Origin of the sequence: Aeromicrobium tamlense (genome assembly GCF_013408555.1) — a bacterium.
Lineage (GTDB): Bacteria > Actinomycetota > Actinomycetes > Propionibacteriales > Nocardioidaceae > Aeromicrobium > Aeromicrobium tamlense.
The window spans coordinates 2,616,307-2,629,280 of record NZ_JACBZN010000001.1; the positions used below are offsets into that span (position 1 = coordinate 2,616,307).

15 protein-coding genes are annotated in these 12,974 nt (G+C 71.9%); 6 read left to right on the forward strand and 9 right to left on the reverse strand.

Annotated features, from left to right (window positions below):
• Position 1: 1 nt before the first annotated feature.
• Positions 2-946, reverse strand: coding sequence for a 23S rRNA (guanosine(2251)-2'-O)-methyltransferase RlmB (gene rlmB, locus BJ975_RS12910; RefSeq protein ID WP_179426542.1), 945 nt, complete (start codon positions 944-946; stop codon positions 2-4).
• Complete coding sequence (gene cysS, locus BJ975_RS12915; RefSeq protein WP_179426544.1) at positions 946-2,352, reverse strand: cysteine--tRNA ligase; 1,407 nt, start codon at positions 2,350-2,352, stop codon at positions 946-948. The genes rlmB and cysS overlap by 1 nt, the downstream gene beginning before the upstream one ends.
• 103 nt (positions 2,353-2,455) lie before the next feature.
• Between cysS and BJ975_RS17155 the strand changes: the two genes are divergently transcribed.
• Positions 2,456-3,604: a peptidase C39 family protein gene (locus BJ975_RS17155; protein ID WP_179426546.1), complete on the forward strand. Its 1,149-nt coding sequence runs from the start codon at positions 2,456-2,458 to the stop codon at positions 3,602-3,604.
• Between the two features lie 19 nt (positions 3,605-3,623).
• On the forward strand, positions 3,624-4,094 hold the full coding sequence (gene ispF / locus BJ975_RS12925; RefSeq protein ID WP_179426548.1) for a 2-C-methyl-D-erythritol 2,4-cyclodiphosphate synthase: 471 nt from the start codon (positions 3,624-3,626) through the stop codon (positions 4,092-4,094).
• 9 nt (positions 4,095-4,103) lie between these two features.
• Here ispF and BJ975_RS12930 read toward each other — a convergent pair whose 3' ends face one another.
• On the reverse strand, positions 4,104-5,288 hold the full coding sequence (locus BJ975_RS12930) for an oxygenase MpaB family protein (protein ID WP_179426550.1): 1,185 nt from the start codon (positions 5,286-5,288) through the stop codon (positions 4,104-4,106).
• A 44-nt stretch (positions 5,289-5,332) separates the two neighbouring features.
• On the opposite strand from BJ975_RS12930, the gene BJ975_RS12935 reads away from it, so the two are divergent.
• Positions 5,333-5,929 carry a TetR/AcrR family transcriptional regulator gene (locus BJ975_RS12935; protein ID WP_218845904.1) on the forward strand — a complete coding sequence of 199 codons (597 nt, stop codon included), beginning with the start codon at positions 5,333-5,335 and terminating at the stop codon, positions 5,927-5,929.
• 58 nt (positions 5,930-5,987) lie between these two features.
• Here the strand turns inward: BJ975_RS12935 and BJ975_RS12940 are convergent, their stop codons facing one another.
• Complete coding sequence (locus BJ975_RS12940) at positions 5,988-6,473, reverse strand: CarD family transcriptional regulator (RefSeq protein ID WP_179426552.1); 486 nt, start codon at positions 6,471-6,473, stop codon at positions 5,988-5,990.
• A gap of 93 nt (positions 6,474-6,566) precedes the next feature.
• Between BJ975_RS12940 and BJ975_RS12945 the strand changes: the two genes are divergently transcribed.
• Positions 6,567-7,139, forward strand: a complete 573-nt coding sequence (locus BJ975_RS12945; protein WP_179426554.1) for a hypothetical protein — start codon at positions 6,567-6,569, stop codon at positions 7,137-7,139.
• Positions 7,140-7,202: 63 nt separating this feature from the next.
• Here the strand turns inward: BJ975_RS12945 and phoU are convergent, their stop codons facing one another.
• A complete protein-coding gene (gene phoU / locus BJ975_RS12950) occupies positions 7,203-7,850 on the reverse strand; it encodes a phosphate signaling complex protein PhoU (RefSeq protein WP_179426556.1) in 648 nt (215 codons plus the stop codon).
• 133 nt (positions 7,851-7,983) lie between these two features.
• Between phoU and BJ975_RS12955 the strand changes: the two genes are divergently transcribed.
• Both BJ975_RS12955 and BJ975_RS12960 read left to right on the forward strand, forming a co-directional pair.
• On the forward strand, positions 7,984-9,117 hold the full coding sequence (locus tag BJ975_RS12955; RefSeq protein ID WP_317628273.1) for a sensor histidine kinase: 1,134 nt from the start codon (positions 7,984-7,986) through the stop codon (positions 9,115-9,117).
• On the forward strand, positions 9,114-9,791 hold the full coding sequence (locus tag BJ975_RS12960; RefSeq protein ID WP_179426560.1) for a response regulator transcription factor: 678 nt from the start codon (positions 9,114-9,116) through the stop codon (positions 9,789-9,791). Before BJ975_RS12955 ends, BJ975_RS12960 begins: the two co-directional genes overlap by 4 nt.
• A 79-nt stretch (positions 9,792-9,870) precedes the next feature.
• Here BJ975_RS12960 and BJ975_RS12965 read toward each other — a convergent pair whose 3' ends face one another.
• Genes BJ975_RS12965 through mshA form a run of 4 tightly spaced genes read right to left on the reverse strand, consistent with a single transcriptional unit; the run spans position 9,871 to position 12,962 of the window.
• Positions 9,871-10,614 (reverse strand): phosphoglyceromutase, encoded by a 744-nt coding sequence (locus BJ975_RS12965; protein WP_179426562.1) that lies wholly within the window; start codon positions 10,612-10,614, stop codon positions 9,871-9,873.
• Positions 10,615-10,648: 34 nt separating this feature from the next.
• Positions 10,649-11,221, reverse strand: coding sequence for a DsbA family oxidoreductase (locus BJ975_RS12970; protein ID WP_179426571.1), 573 nt, complete (start codon positions 11,219-11,221; stop codon positions 10,649-10,651).
• A gap of 32 nt (positions 11,222-11,253) precedes the next feature.
• On the reverse strand, positions 11,254-11,739 hold the full coding sequence (locus tag BJ975_RS12975) for a type III secretion system chaperone family protein (protein WP_179426573.1): 486 nt from the start codon (positions 11,737-11,739) through the stop codon (positions 11,254-11,256).
• Entirely contained in the window at positions 11,736-12,962 is a 1,227-nt protein-coding gene (gene mshA / locus BJ975_RS12980; RefSeq protein WP_179426575.1) for a D-inositol-3-phosphate glycosyltransferase, read from the reverse strand. Before mshA ends, BJ975_RS12975 begins: the two co-directional genes overlap by 4 nt.
• Positions 12,963-12,974: the final 12 nt, after the last annotated feature.

Sequence of the window (12,974 nt, forward strand, 5' to 3'; positions counted from 1 at the left end):
CTCAGGCGCGCGCCTGGCTGATCGCGTAGAGCGAGATGCCCGCCGCGACGCCGGCGTTGAGCGACTCCAGCGTCGAGGACATCGGGATGGACACGAGCTGGTCGCACGTCTCGCCGACCAGTCGCGACAGTCCCTTGCCCTCGCTGCCGATGACGACCACGAGCGGTCCGTCGCCGAGGTCCATCTCGGGCAGCGCGACGTCGCCGTCGGCGGCCAGGCCGATGACCATGAGGCCCGCCTCCTGGTAGGCCTTGATCTGGCGGGTGAGGTTCGTGGCGCGTGCCACCGGGACGCGGGCCGCGGCCCCGGCCGAGGTCTTCCACGCGGCGGCGGTCATCTGGGCCGCACGACGCTCGGGGATGACGACGCCGTGCACGCCGAAACCGGCCGCCGAGCGCACGATCGCGCCGAGATTCCGCGGGTCGGTGATGCTGTCGAGCATGACGATGAGCGGCGGCTCACCGCGCTCGGCCGCGAGGTCGAGCAGGTCGTCGGGGTCGGCGTAGTCGTACGCCTCGAGCTTGGCCGCGATGCCCTGGTGGACGGCACCCGACGTGATGCGGTCGAGCTCGTTGCGGGCCACCTCGAGCAGCGGCACGTGCAGGTCGGCCGCGAGCTGGAAGATCTCGCGGACCCGGTCGTCGCGGTCGATGCCCTCGGCGACCTGGAGCGACACGACCGGCACGCTGGCGCGCAGCAGCTCCACGACGGAGTTGCGGCCCACCACCAGCTCGGGACCGTCGTCGCCCCGTCGCTTCGGCCGGCCCGACTGACGCCGTTCGGCCGCCTGGGCCATCTTGTACTTCTTGTGGTTCGGACGGTCCTCGGCGCGGGGCGTGGGGCCCTTGCCCTCCAGACCCTGTCGGCGTCGTCCGCCCGAGCCGGCGGTGGGGTTGCCCTTGCCGGTCTTCTTGATCGCGCCCTTGCGCTTGCTGTTGCCGGCCATCAGCGGCCACCCTTCAGGTTCCAGCGGGTCCCCGAGGGCGTGTCCTCGAGCTCGATCCCCGCAGCAGTCAATTGGTCGCGCAGCTCGTCGGCGCGACCCCAGTCCTTCGCGGCCTTGGCCTCCGCGCGCGCCGCGACGAGCGCGTCGACCAGCTGGCCGAGCGCGTCGGTGGCGACGCCCGAGCCGTCCTGCGTGCCCCACGTGAGCGGGTCCAGACCCAGCACGTCGAGCATCGCGCGGACCGAGGCCAGCGTCGCGGCGAGCGCCGCGGTGTCGCCGTCGGCGAGCTGGCGGTTGCCCTCGCCGATCTCGGCCTGCAGCACCGCGAGCGCCGCCGGGACCGAGAGGTCGTCGTCCATCGCGTCGGCGAACGCCTGCGGCACCGTGCCGGGCTCGCCCTCACCGACCAGCTCGGCGGCGCGCACGCAGAAGCCCTCGATGCGCTCGAACGCCGTGGCCGCCTCGGCGAGCGACTGCTCGCTGAACTCGATGATCGAGCGGTAGTGCGCGGCGACGAGGTAGTACCGCACCGCGATCGCCGGGACGCGCTTGACGACCTCCCCGACCGTGAGCGTGTTGCCGACGCTCTTGCTCATCTTGGAGTTGCCCAGGTTGAGCATCGCGTTGTGCATCCACACCCGCGCGAACCGCTGGCCGGCCGCGCGCGACTGGGCCAGCTCGTTCTCGTGGTGCGGGAAGCGCAGGTCGAGGCCGCCGCCGTGGATGTCGAACTCGTGACCGAGGTACTTCGCGGCCATTGCCGAGCACTCGAGGTGCCAGCCGGGTCGGCCGCGACCCCACGGTGTGGGCCACGAGGCGGACTCGGGCTCGTCGGTCTTGCGGCCCTTCCACAGCGCGAAGTCGCGCGGGTCGCGCTTGCCCTCGGGCGGGGCGTCGGGCGCGGCCTGCATGTCGTCGAGGCGCTGGTTGGACAGCTGGCCGTAGTCGGGCCAGGAGCGGACGTCGAAGTACACGTCGCCCGATCCGTCGGTGGCCGGGTAGGCGTGGCCGCGGTCGATGAGCTCGGTGATCATCTCGATCATCTCGGGCACGTGGCCCGTGGCGCGCGGCTCGTACGTGGGCGGGCGGCAGCCCAGCACCTCGTAGGCGGCGTGCAGCGCGCGCTCGTTCTCGTAGGCGACCTCGAACCACGGCTTGCCCTGCTCACGGCCCTTGGCGAGGATCTTGTCCTCGATGTCGGTGACGTTGGCGATGATCGTGACCTGGAGGCCCGCGTGCTCGAGCCAGCGGCGCAGCACGTCGAAGACCAGCTCCTTGCGGATGTGGCCGATGTGCGGCGGACCCTGCACGGTCAGCCCGCAGTGGTAGATGCCGACCTGGCCGGGCACGACGGGGTCGAGCGGTCGCAGCTCGCGGCTGGCGGAGTCGTAGAGGCGCATCGTCACGCCCCCAGCGTATCGGCCGCGGACAGGCCCACGGACCGCGACGAACCGCACCAGCGCCGTCACTTCGCTACCAACCGCCACAGTTTTCACTTAGCCTGATCCGGTGATCCGCCGACTCTTCCCCGTCGCGGCAGCGCTCACGGCCCTGCTGACGTCCGTCCTGATCGCGCCGGGCATGGCCACCGCGCCCGCCGAGGCCGCCTCCTACCCGCGCCCGAAGCTGACCCAGTTCACGCCGAAGCTGACGATCCCCGCCGGCGCGAAGGCCAAGTCCTGGCGCTCGCCGTGGGTCGCGACCCCGCAGGCCAGCACCGCGCTGATCCCCTCGTGGAACGTCACCCGCATGCCCAGCGGCACGTGGATCAAGGTCAAGGTGCGCGTGTCCAGCGGCTCCACCGTGTCGTCCTGGAAGACCGTCGCCCAGTGGCGCCACGCCCTCGCGGGCGGCCAGCGCCGCACGTTCGGCGCGCAGGCCGACCGGCTGGCCCGCGTCGACACCGACGTCGTCCGCGCGGTCACGGGCAAGACGTTCTCGAAGTGGCAGGTGCAGGTCTCGGCAGGCCGCAAGACCGTGAAGACCAAGACCCCGATCGTGCGCACCGTCGCCGGCGTCTCGTCGACGTACGTGAGCAAGACCGCGGGCACGTCGAAGACCACCATGACGAGCACGGTGGACCTCAAGGTCCCGGCGTCGTCGCAGATGATCCACTCCGGCCACTACCCGCAGTACGGCGGCGGCGGCGAGGCCTGGTGCTCGCCCACCTCGACCTCGATGGTGCTGCGCTACTACGGCCTCGGCCCGAAGGCCGCCGACTACGCGTGGGCGTCCGGCGCCGACCGCTGGGTCGACCACGCCGCGCGCTACTCCTACGACTCGTCCTACAAGGGCACGGGCACCTGGCCGTTCAACACGGCCTACGCGTCGATGTACAGCACCGACGCCGTGGTCCACCGCCTGGTGAACCTGCGCGAGATCGAGGCCTACGTCAAGAAGGGCGTGCCGGTCGTGACGTCCGTGGCGTTCGGCCGCGGCCAGCTGAGCGGCTCGCCGATCAGCGCCACGCCGGGCCACCTCATGGTCGTGCGCGGCTTCACGAAGGGCGGCGACGTCCTGGTGAACGACCCCGCGGGCCGCACGAACTCGCAGGTCCGCCGCACCTACGACCGGGCGCAGTTCGAGCGCGCGTGGCTGAAGGGCAGCGGCGGCGTCGTCTACGTCATCGCGCCGCGGAACAAGCGCCTCACGTTCTGAGCCCGACTAGGGTTCAGGCGTGAGCGCTCCCCGGGTCGGCATCGGAACCGACGTCCACCAGCTCGTCGACGGCCGTCCCCTCTGGGTGGCCGGTCTGCACTGGCCCGACGCTCCGCGCGGGCTGGAGGGCCACTCCGACGGCGACTGCGTCGCGCACGCGATGGTCGACGCCGTGCTGACCGCCGCAGGGTTGGGCGACATCGGCAGCCGCTTCGGCACGGCCGACCCGCGCTACGCCGGAGCGTCGGGCACCGAGTTCCTGCGCGCCACGGCCGACCTCGTCCGCGAGGCCGGGCTGTCCGTCGGCAACGTGAGCGTGCAGCTGATCGGCAACGAGCCGCGCCTCTCCGGCCGCCGCGACGAGGCCACGCAGGTCCTCTCGGAGGCCATCGGAGCCCCGGTCTCGCTCTCGGGCACCACCACCGACGGCCTCGGCCTCACCGGCCGCGGCGAGGGCATCGCCGCCATCGCCGTCGCCCTGGTCCTCTAGTAGGCACACTCAGGTCGGGAGGTCCGCGACGGCGCGGTCGTCGGACGCGTAGTACTCCGCGAGGATCCGCTGGGCCACCCGTGCGCCGCCGTCCTCGAGCCGCTCGCGGCCGCCGGGAAGGTGCCCCAGCACGCGGTGCCGGGCGCTGTTCGCGACCCAGAGCATCGCGTGCGCCCACGGCGGCCGCCAGGGCAGCCCGAGCTCGCGCATGCTCTCGCGGCCGAGGAACAGGCTGAGCATGCTCAGCGTGCGCTCGGTCTTCCAGCGGCCGTGCGGCAGCTCCCCGAGCACCGAGATGATGTCCTGCGAGAGCCGCGGCCCCGCCTCGGTGATGGTGTCCTGCGCCAGCACCACGTGGTAGTTGATCCGCTGACGCTCGCGCTCGCTGTCGACGAGCCACTGCTCGTCGACGCCCATGAGCCAGCCCACGTACTTCCACAGGTGCATCACGGCGTCGGAGTCGCGCCGGCTCACCGGGACACCGAGCGCCTTCACGCCGATCAGCACGGTGCCGTCGAACAGGCCGAGCGTGCCGGCCTGGTCGGCCTGGTTGATCGGCAGTCCCCACCGCGCGGTGTCCCAGCGCGACGCGAACGTGTGGTTCACCAGCGCGTGCATCGCGCGGACGTGTGCCGTCGTGCGCCAGCCCTCGCCGCGCACCGCCAGTCCGCCGGGCGTGGTCACCGCCACCGCCCACGACTGGGTCTCGGCCAGCCGCCGGCGGGTGGACGACCCGGCCAGCGCGCCCGTCGCCACGAGCAGGTCCGGCGGTCCACCGAACCGGTAGCCGCCGATCAGCGAGAGCTGCAGTAGCACGTCGGCGGCGTTGCGGCCGAACCGGCGGAACACCCGCGCGCCCTCGTCGACGAGGTCGCGGTCGAGCCACGGCGGGTCCTGCTCCAGCGTCCCCACGAATGCGGCGAGCGAGGGAGGCGTCGCGTCGTCCACCCCGTGCTCGAGTGCCGCGCGGAACTGCGCCATCGAGACCTTCTCGGGGTCGCCGGCCGGCAGCCGCATCGCCGCAGCCAGGCGCGCCCCCAGCTCGTCGCGCTCGGTGAACCCCCGCCCGATCCGCTCCATGAGGTCCTCGTCGACCTCGCGGACCCCGGCGAGCGTCCTCAGCACCCGCCCCAACCGCACATTGCGCTGTCCCCCGGCGCGAAACCGCGTGGGCGGGACCTGGACCGTCGTCATGGGAACACCGTGACACGAGCATTTGCTCGCATACAATTCGCGTCATGGCCCTGAGGAAGCTGCCGCGGCAGCAGCGCTCGCGCGAGATGGTGGACCGGATCGTCGCAGCGGCTCGCGACGTGCTCGTGGCGGACGGCTACGACCGGCTCACCACCAACCGCGTCGCCGACCGTGCCGAGGTCAGCCCCGGCTCGCTCTACCAGTACTTCCCGGACAAGGCGTCGATCGTCGAGGAGGTCACCGCCCGCTACGTCGACCGGTTGGCCGAGGACGTCGTGGCCTCGCTCGTGGACCACGTCCACGAGGACCCCGAGGCGATGGCCCGCGCGACGGCCGAGGCGCTGCTGTCGGCGCTCGAGCGCGACCCCACGCTGCTGCGGGTGGTCTGGGAGGAGCTCCCCGCCGCGCGGCACCTCGACGATCGGCTCGGGCTCGAGCGGCGCGTGCGCGACGTGCTGCGCGCCTACCTCGGCGGCCGGCAGTCCCCGGCGGCACGTCGGCGCGACCCCGCGCGCTCCTCGTGGCTGATCGTGCTGGCCGTGGAGTCGCTGGCCGTGCGCTTCGTGCTGGACGAGGACCCGCCGCTGACCCGCGACGAGCTCGTGGACGACCTCGTGGCCCTCGGCCTGGCCTGGTGGTGAGGCGCCCGCAGCGCACGAACGCCCGGCCGGAGCCGGGCGTTCGTGGTGCTGCTGGTGATCAGGAGGCGAGGACCTCGTCGAGACGGATCTCGGCCTTGTCCTCGTTCGTGTTCTCGGCGAGCGCGAGCTCGGAGACGAGGATCTGGCGAGCCTTCGCCAGCATCCGCTTCTCACCGGCCGAGAGGCCACGCTCGTGGTCGCGGCGCCAGAGGTCGCGCACGACCTCGGCCACCTTCAGGACGTCTCCGGAGTGCAGCTTCTCCAGGTTCGCCTTGTAACGCCGGGACCAGTTGGTGGGCTCCTCGACGTGCTCCGCACGGAGCACGCTGAAGACCCGCTCGAGACCGGCCTCGTCGACCACGTCTCGCACCCCCACCAGGTCGACGTTGTCGGCCGGCACACGTACGACCAAATCGTTCTGAGCGATGATCCGGAGGACGAGGTACGTGCGGTCCTCACCCTTGATGTTCCGGACCTCGATGTCTTCGATCACCGCAGCACCGTGGTTGGGGTACACAACGGTTTCGCCGACAGAGAAAGCCATGGAGAAAGCACCTTTCCTAGGTGACCAGAATAACATGCGCAGTGGAGTACCCTGCCTGCCTTCGTCCGCGGTGGGCCTCGGTACCATGCCAGCGTGAGCACACGTCGTCGCACCATCGCCGCCATCGCCCTGGCCGTCTCCGCCCCGTTCGCGCTCTCCGCCTGCGGTACGAGCTTCGGCGCCCAGACGAACCAGCAGTACCAGGCCGGAGTCGGCGCCAACCTGCGCACCGGCCCGATCGGGGTCTACAACGGCCTGTTCGTCGACAACGGCGACGGCACGGCCACCTTCTCCGGCGGCCTGCTGTCCGACGAGGCGCAGACCATCGAGTCGGTCACCGTCGACGGCGCCGCGAAGAAGCTCGCGCGCCCCATCTCGCTGGAGCCGAACGCGCTCCTCACGCTCGGCGCGGCGGGCGAGATCGTGGTCCGCAGCGACGTCGCGGCCGGCGACTACGTCACCATCAGCTTCGCCGCGACGCCCGGCGGCGACGTGAGCATCGAGGTCCCGGTCGTCACCCGCACCGAGATGTACTCCGACGTCGCGAAGCGTCCCACCTCCCCGGCCGAGGCCGAGGCGCCCCAGGCTCAGGAGTCCGCTCCCGCCGAGGGCGACGAGGGCCAGTCCGACACCGAGCAGGGCGACACCTCCCCCGGCGGCAGCTGAGACTCCCCCGACACACGACGAAAGGGCCCCGGCGGATCGCCGGGGCCCTTTCGCGTGCGGTCGTCAGGCGACGGGCAGCTCGCCCGTGACGAGGTAGACGACGCGGCGGGCCATGCTGACGGCGTGGTCGCCGACGCGCTCGTAGTAGCGCCCCAGCAGCGCGAGGTCGATCGCGGTGTCGACGCCGTACTCCCACGTGCCGTCGAGCAGGACGCGGAACAGCTCCTGGCGGAGACGGTCCATCTCGTCGTCCTCGACCTCCAGCTCGGCCGCGGCGTCGAGGTCGCGCTCCGACACGATCCGCGCCGCCGACCCGATCATCGAGTGGGCCACGCTGGCCATGTCGCGGATGAGCGGCTGCACCGGGAGCGGCACCGCCATCTCCGGCGCGCGGCGGCGCGCGATCTTGGAGACGTGGACGGCCAGCGCGCTCATGCGCTGCAGGTCGGCCACCATCCGCAGGGTCGAGACCAGCTGGCGCAGGTCGGTGGCGACGGGCTGCTGGGTCGCGAGCAGGACGAGTGCCCGCTCCTCGACCTCGTCGATGGCCTCGTCGATCCCCCGCTCGCCGGCGATGACGGTCTCGGCGGTGGCGATGTCGGTGTCGAGCAGGGCCCGAGTGGCGTCGGCCACGGCGGCTCGCACCCGGTCGGTGATGATGACGAGCTCGTCGACGATGAGGTCGAGCTGCTCGTAGTACTGGTCGCGCATGGGTCGACCGTAGGCGTGCTGCGTGAATGATCGGCGACCTGCGGTGAACGGGCGGTGAACGCCAGCGGAAAGCGTGCTCGCAGGGCCTGCCGCGATGGCGGTTCGGGCGGACGGTCGGCCTACGATCGGTCTCGTGGAGGTCTCAGAGATCCTGGCCGGCGCCGCCGGCATCGTGCTCGGCGCGCTCATCACCTATGTGTGGTGGTTCTCCGAGCGGTCCCAGGAGGCCGCCCCTCCCGCCCCCGTCCCGGCCGTGCCGCCGGACATCGCCACCGTGCTGTCGGTGCTGCGCTCGTCGGCGCTCGTGCTCGATCAGGAGGAGCGCGTGCTGCGGGCCTCCGCCGCCGCGATCGGCCTCGGCCTGGTGACCGACGACGACCGCCTGCGCAGCGAGGAGCTGCTCGACCTCGTCCGCCTGGTCCGCCGCGACGGCGAGGTGCGCGAGGACGAGTTCGAGATCCGCATCCGCCGCCGTCCCCCGGTCTACGTGCGCGCCCGCGTCGCACCTCTCTCCCACGGGCTCATGCTCGCGCTGGTCGAGGACCGCACCACCGAGCAGCGCGTCGAGACCCTCCGCCGCGACTTCGTCGCGAACGTCAGCCACGAGCTGAAGACCCCGATCGGCGCGATCAGCCTGCTGGCCGAGGCCGTGGGCGAGGCCAGCGACGATCCCGAGGCCGTCGTGCGCTTCGCGTCGCGCATGCAGGCCGAGAGCGAGCGCCTGACGCGCCTCGTGCAGCAGATCATCGACCTCTCGCGCCTGCAGGCCGACCTGGGCAGCGACGACGCGGCCGTGATCAAGGTGGGCGAGCTCGTCGCCGAGGCGGTCGAGCACTCGCACACCGACGCCGAGGCGAAGTCGATCACGATCTCGCAGGACGTCGAGCCCGACCTGTTCGTCCAGGGCGACCGGGCCCAGCTGCACGCCGCCGTCAGCAACCTCGTCGAGAACGCCGTCACCTACAGTCCCGAGGGATCGGTCGTCGCCGTGGGCGCGACCGGCGACGGCGAGGACGTCCGCATCACCGTGTCCGACCACGGCGTGGGCATCGCGCCGGAGGAGCAGGACCGGATCTTCGAGCGGTTCTACCGGGTCGACCCGGCGCGCGCCCGCGCCACCGGCGGCACCGGTCTGGGACTGTCGATCGTCAAGCATGTCGCCGCCGGCAACGGCGGCTCCGTCGAGGTCTGGAGTGAGCCGGGCCTCGGATCGTCCTTCACGCTGGTGCTGCCGGCGCGGGACGTCGATGAAGGAGAGCGCGAGTGACCAAGGTCCTGATCGTCGAGGACGAGGCCAGCTACAGCGAGGCCCTGTCCTACGTCCTGCGCAAGGAGGGGTACGACGTGGCCGTCGCCGAGACCGGCCCGGACGCGCTGACCGCCTTCGAGCGCGGCGGTGCCGACATCGTGCTGCTCGACCTCATGCTGCCGGGCCTGTCCGGCACCGAGGTGTGCCGCACGATCCGCCAGACCTCGTCGGTGCCGATCATCATGGTCAGCGCGAAGGACACCGAGGTCGACAAGGTGGTGGGACTCGAGCTGGGCGCCGACGACTACGTCACCAAGCCGTACTCGCCGCGCGAGCTCGTGGCGCGCATCCGCGCGGTGCTGCGTCGCGGTGCGCCCGAGGAGGTCGACGACGACAGCGTCATCGAGGTCGGCGGCGTGCGGATGGACGTCGACCGCCACCTCGTCACGGTCGACGGCGCCGAGGTGCGGCTGCCGCTCAAGGAGTTCGAGCTGCTCGAGTACTTCCTGCGCAACAGCGGCCGCGTGCTGACGCGCGGCCAGCTGATCGACCGCGTGTGGGGCGCCGACTACGTGGGCGACACCAAGACGCTCGACGTCCACGTGAAGCGCCTGCGCGCCAAGATCGAGGACGACCCCGCGCACCCCACGGTCCTCACGACCGTGCGCGGTCTGGGCTACAAGTACGCCTAGACCTGCGGGAGGGCGCTGGGCGTGACGTTTCGGGGCCGGATACGGCGTTTCGACCTCGCGAACGTCACTGCCAGCGTTCTCAGCGGCCCTGGTTGGCGACCGCGGCGATCGCGGCCGCGGCGGCCTCGGGGTCGAGGTACTGGCCGCCGCGCTGGGTGGGCTTGAGGTCGTCGTCGAGCTCGTAGACCAGCGGGATGCCCGTGGGGATGTTGAGGCCGACGACCTCGTCCTCGCCGAGCCCGTCGAGGTGCTTCACGAGCGCACGCAGCGAGTTGCCGTGGGCCGTGACCAGCACGGTCTTGTCGTCGCGCAGGTCGGGCACGATCTGGTCGTACCAGTACGGCAGCATCCGCACGAGCACGTCGGCGAGGCACTCCGTGCGCGGCAGCAGCTCGCTGGGCAGGTCGGCGTAGCGGGGATCCCCGGCCTGGCTGAACTCGGAGTCGTCGTCGAGCGCCGGCGGGGGCGTGGAGTACGAGCGGCGCCACGTCATGAACTGCTCCTCGCCGAACTCCTCGAGCGTGGCCTTCTTGTCCTTGCCCTGGAGGGCGCCGTAGTGGCGCTCGTTGAGGCGCCAGCTGCGCTTGACCGGGATCCAGTGGCGGTCGATGCCGTTGAGCGTGATCTCGGCGGTGCGGATCGCGCGGCGCAGCAGCGAGGTGTGCGAGACGTCGGGCGCGATGCCCGCGTCGTTCAGGAGCTGGGGCGCGCGGAGCGCCTCCTGGACGCCCTGCTCGTTGAGGTCGACGTCGACCCATCCGGTGAACAGGTTGAGGGCGTTCCACTCGCTGTGACCATGACGCAGCAGGACCAAGGTGCTCATGCCGACAGCCTAGTGCCGGGCGCGGGACCCCGACTCAGGGCTGCGCGCTGATGGACTGCAACGCGCGCAGGTAGTCGTCCTGCGAATGCACGCCCGCGAGCGTGTAGCGCGCGTCGACGACCACGAACGGCGACGCCTCGGCGCCGATCGCGCGGGCGGTCTCGCGCTGCTCGTCGACCTCGGCACCCAGCTCGTCGCTGGCCAGCAGCGCCTCGGCCGTCTCGAGCTCGAGGCCGACCAGCGCGGCCCGGCTCGCCAGGACGAAGCCGTCCGACACGTCGGCGCCCTCGAGGAAGTGCGCCCGCCACAGCTGGTGCAGCAGCTCGCGCTGGACCTCCGAGCCCGACTCCTCGGCCCACGTCAGCAGCCGCCATGCGTCGGTGGAGTCGGCCGGGACGACCTCGTCCACGTTGAGGTCGATGCCGGTGATGCGCGCGGCCGCGGCGACGTCGTCGGCCGTGCTGGCCGCACCGAAGGTCGCCGCGCGGTACGAGACGTCGATCGGCTCGCCGGTCAGGATCGTGTAGAGCGCCGCGGCCCGCTCGAAGCGCACCGCGCCCACGTAGGACCAGGCGTCGACGACGTCGGCGAAGACGATGGCTTTCACGCCGACCACGCTACGGGACGGGGCCCGGGGGCTCAGTCCTGCGGGCGCAGGTGGCGGAAGGCGTCGAGGTTGCGCGTGGACTCGCCGCGCGACTCGCGCCAGCGCCACTCCTTGCGGATGCTCGACGCGAAGCCCAGCTCGAGGATCGTGTTGAACGACTCGTCGGCGTAGGACAGCACCGAGCCCAGCAGCCGGTCGAGCTCGTCGGCCGTGACGGCCTCCAGCGGCAGCCGGCCGTCGAGGTAGATGTCGCCCGCGGAGTCCACCGCGAACGCGACGCCGTAGAGCTTGAGGTTGCGCTCGAGCATCCAGCGGTAGACGGCCTCGTGGTTCTCGTCGGGGTGACGCGCGACGAAGGCGTGCACGCCCAGCGCGTGCTGGTTGACCTCGAGCCGGCACGTGGTCTTGAGCTTGCGCTCGCCCGGCAGCTCGACCTCGAACACGTCGTTGCCGTGGCGCGTGTACTCCAGCCCGGCCTCGTCGAGCGCTGCCTCGATCACGTCGCGGACGTCGGTCATCGTGCCTCCTCCTGCGCCGCCACGCGGTCGTGCAGGGCGGCGGCGTAGACGTCGAGGGTGCGCTCCGCAGTGACGTCCCAGCCGAACGACTCGGCGTGGCGCACCGCCTTGGCACCAGCCTCGGCCCGGAACGCGGGGTCCGCCAGGTAGGGGCGGATCGCGGCGGCGTACGCGGCCGGGTCGTGGCCGTCGACGAGGGTGCCCGTGACGCCGTCGGCCACGGCCGTGGTCAGGCCGCCCACGGCGGCGGCCACGACGGGGGTGCCGCAGGCCTGGGCCTCGATGGCGACCAGCCCGAACGACTCGTTGTGCGACGGGACGCACACGACGGCGGCCCGCGAGTACCACTGTGCGAGCTCGGCCTGGCTGACCGTCGGGACGAAGTCGACGCGGTCGGCGATGCCGAGGCGGTGGGCGAGGTCGGTGAGCTCGGTGGGACGCTCCAGGCCGCTCCCCGAGGGACCGCCGATGATGGCGACCCGGTGCGGCTCGTCGATCAGCGCCGACGCGTGCAGCACGACGTCGGGCGCCTTGAGCGGCTGGATGCGACCGGCGAAGACGATCAACGGCGGCTCGTCGTCGGGCTGGGACGCGCTGAAGACGTCGAGGTCGACGCCGGGGTGCACGACCTCGACGGCGAGCGGGTCGGCCTCGTACAGGTCGATCAGCTCGCGGCGCTCCTCGGCCGTGTTGGCGATGAGGCGGTCGGCGAGGCGCACGATCTCCTCCTCGCCGGCGACGCGTCCGACGGGCTCGGGGGTGTCCCCCGTGGCCAGCGCCGCGTTCTTGACCTTCGCCATCGTGTGCATCGAGTGCACGAGCGGCACGCCCCAGCGCTCGCGCAGGACGGTGCCGACCTGACCCGACAGCCAGTAGTGCGAGTGGACGAGGTCGAAGTAGCCGGGCTCGTGCCGGGCCTCGACGCGCAGCACGTCGCGCACGAACGCACACAGCTGGCTGGGCAGGTCGCCCTTCGTCAGTCCCTCGAACGGGCCGGCGGCCACGTGGTGCACGCGGATGCCGTCGGCGGCCTCGACGACCGGGGGCAGGTGGCGCGAGGTGGCGCGGGTGAAGACCTCGACCTCGATGCCGCGCGCGGCGAGGCGCCGCGAGAGCTCGAGGACGTAGACGTTCATGCCGCCCGCGTCGCCGGTGCCCGGCTGGTCGAGCGGGGAGGTGTGCGCCGACAGCATCGCGACACGTCGGATCCCTCGGGCAGCCATGGGCTCCATTCT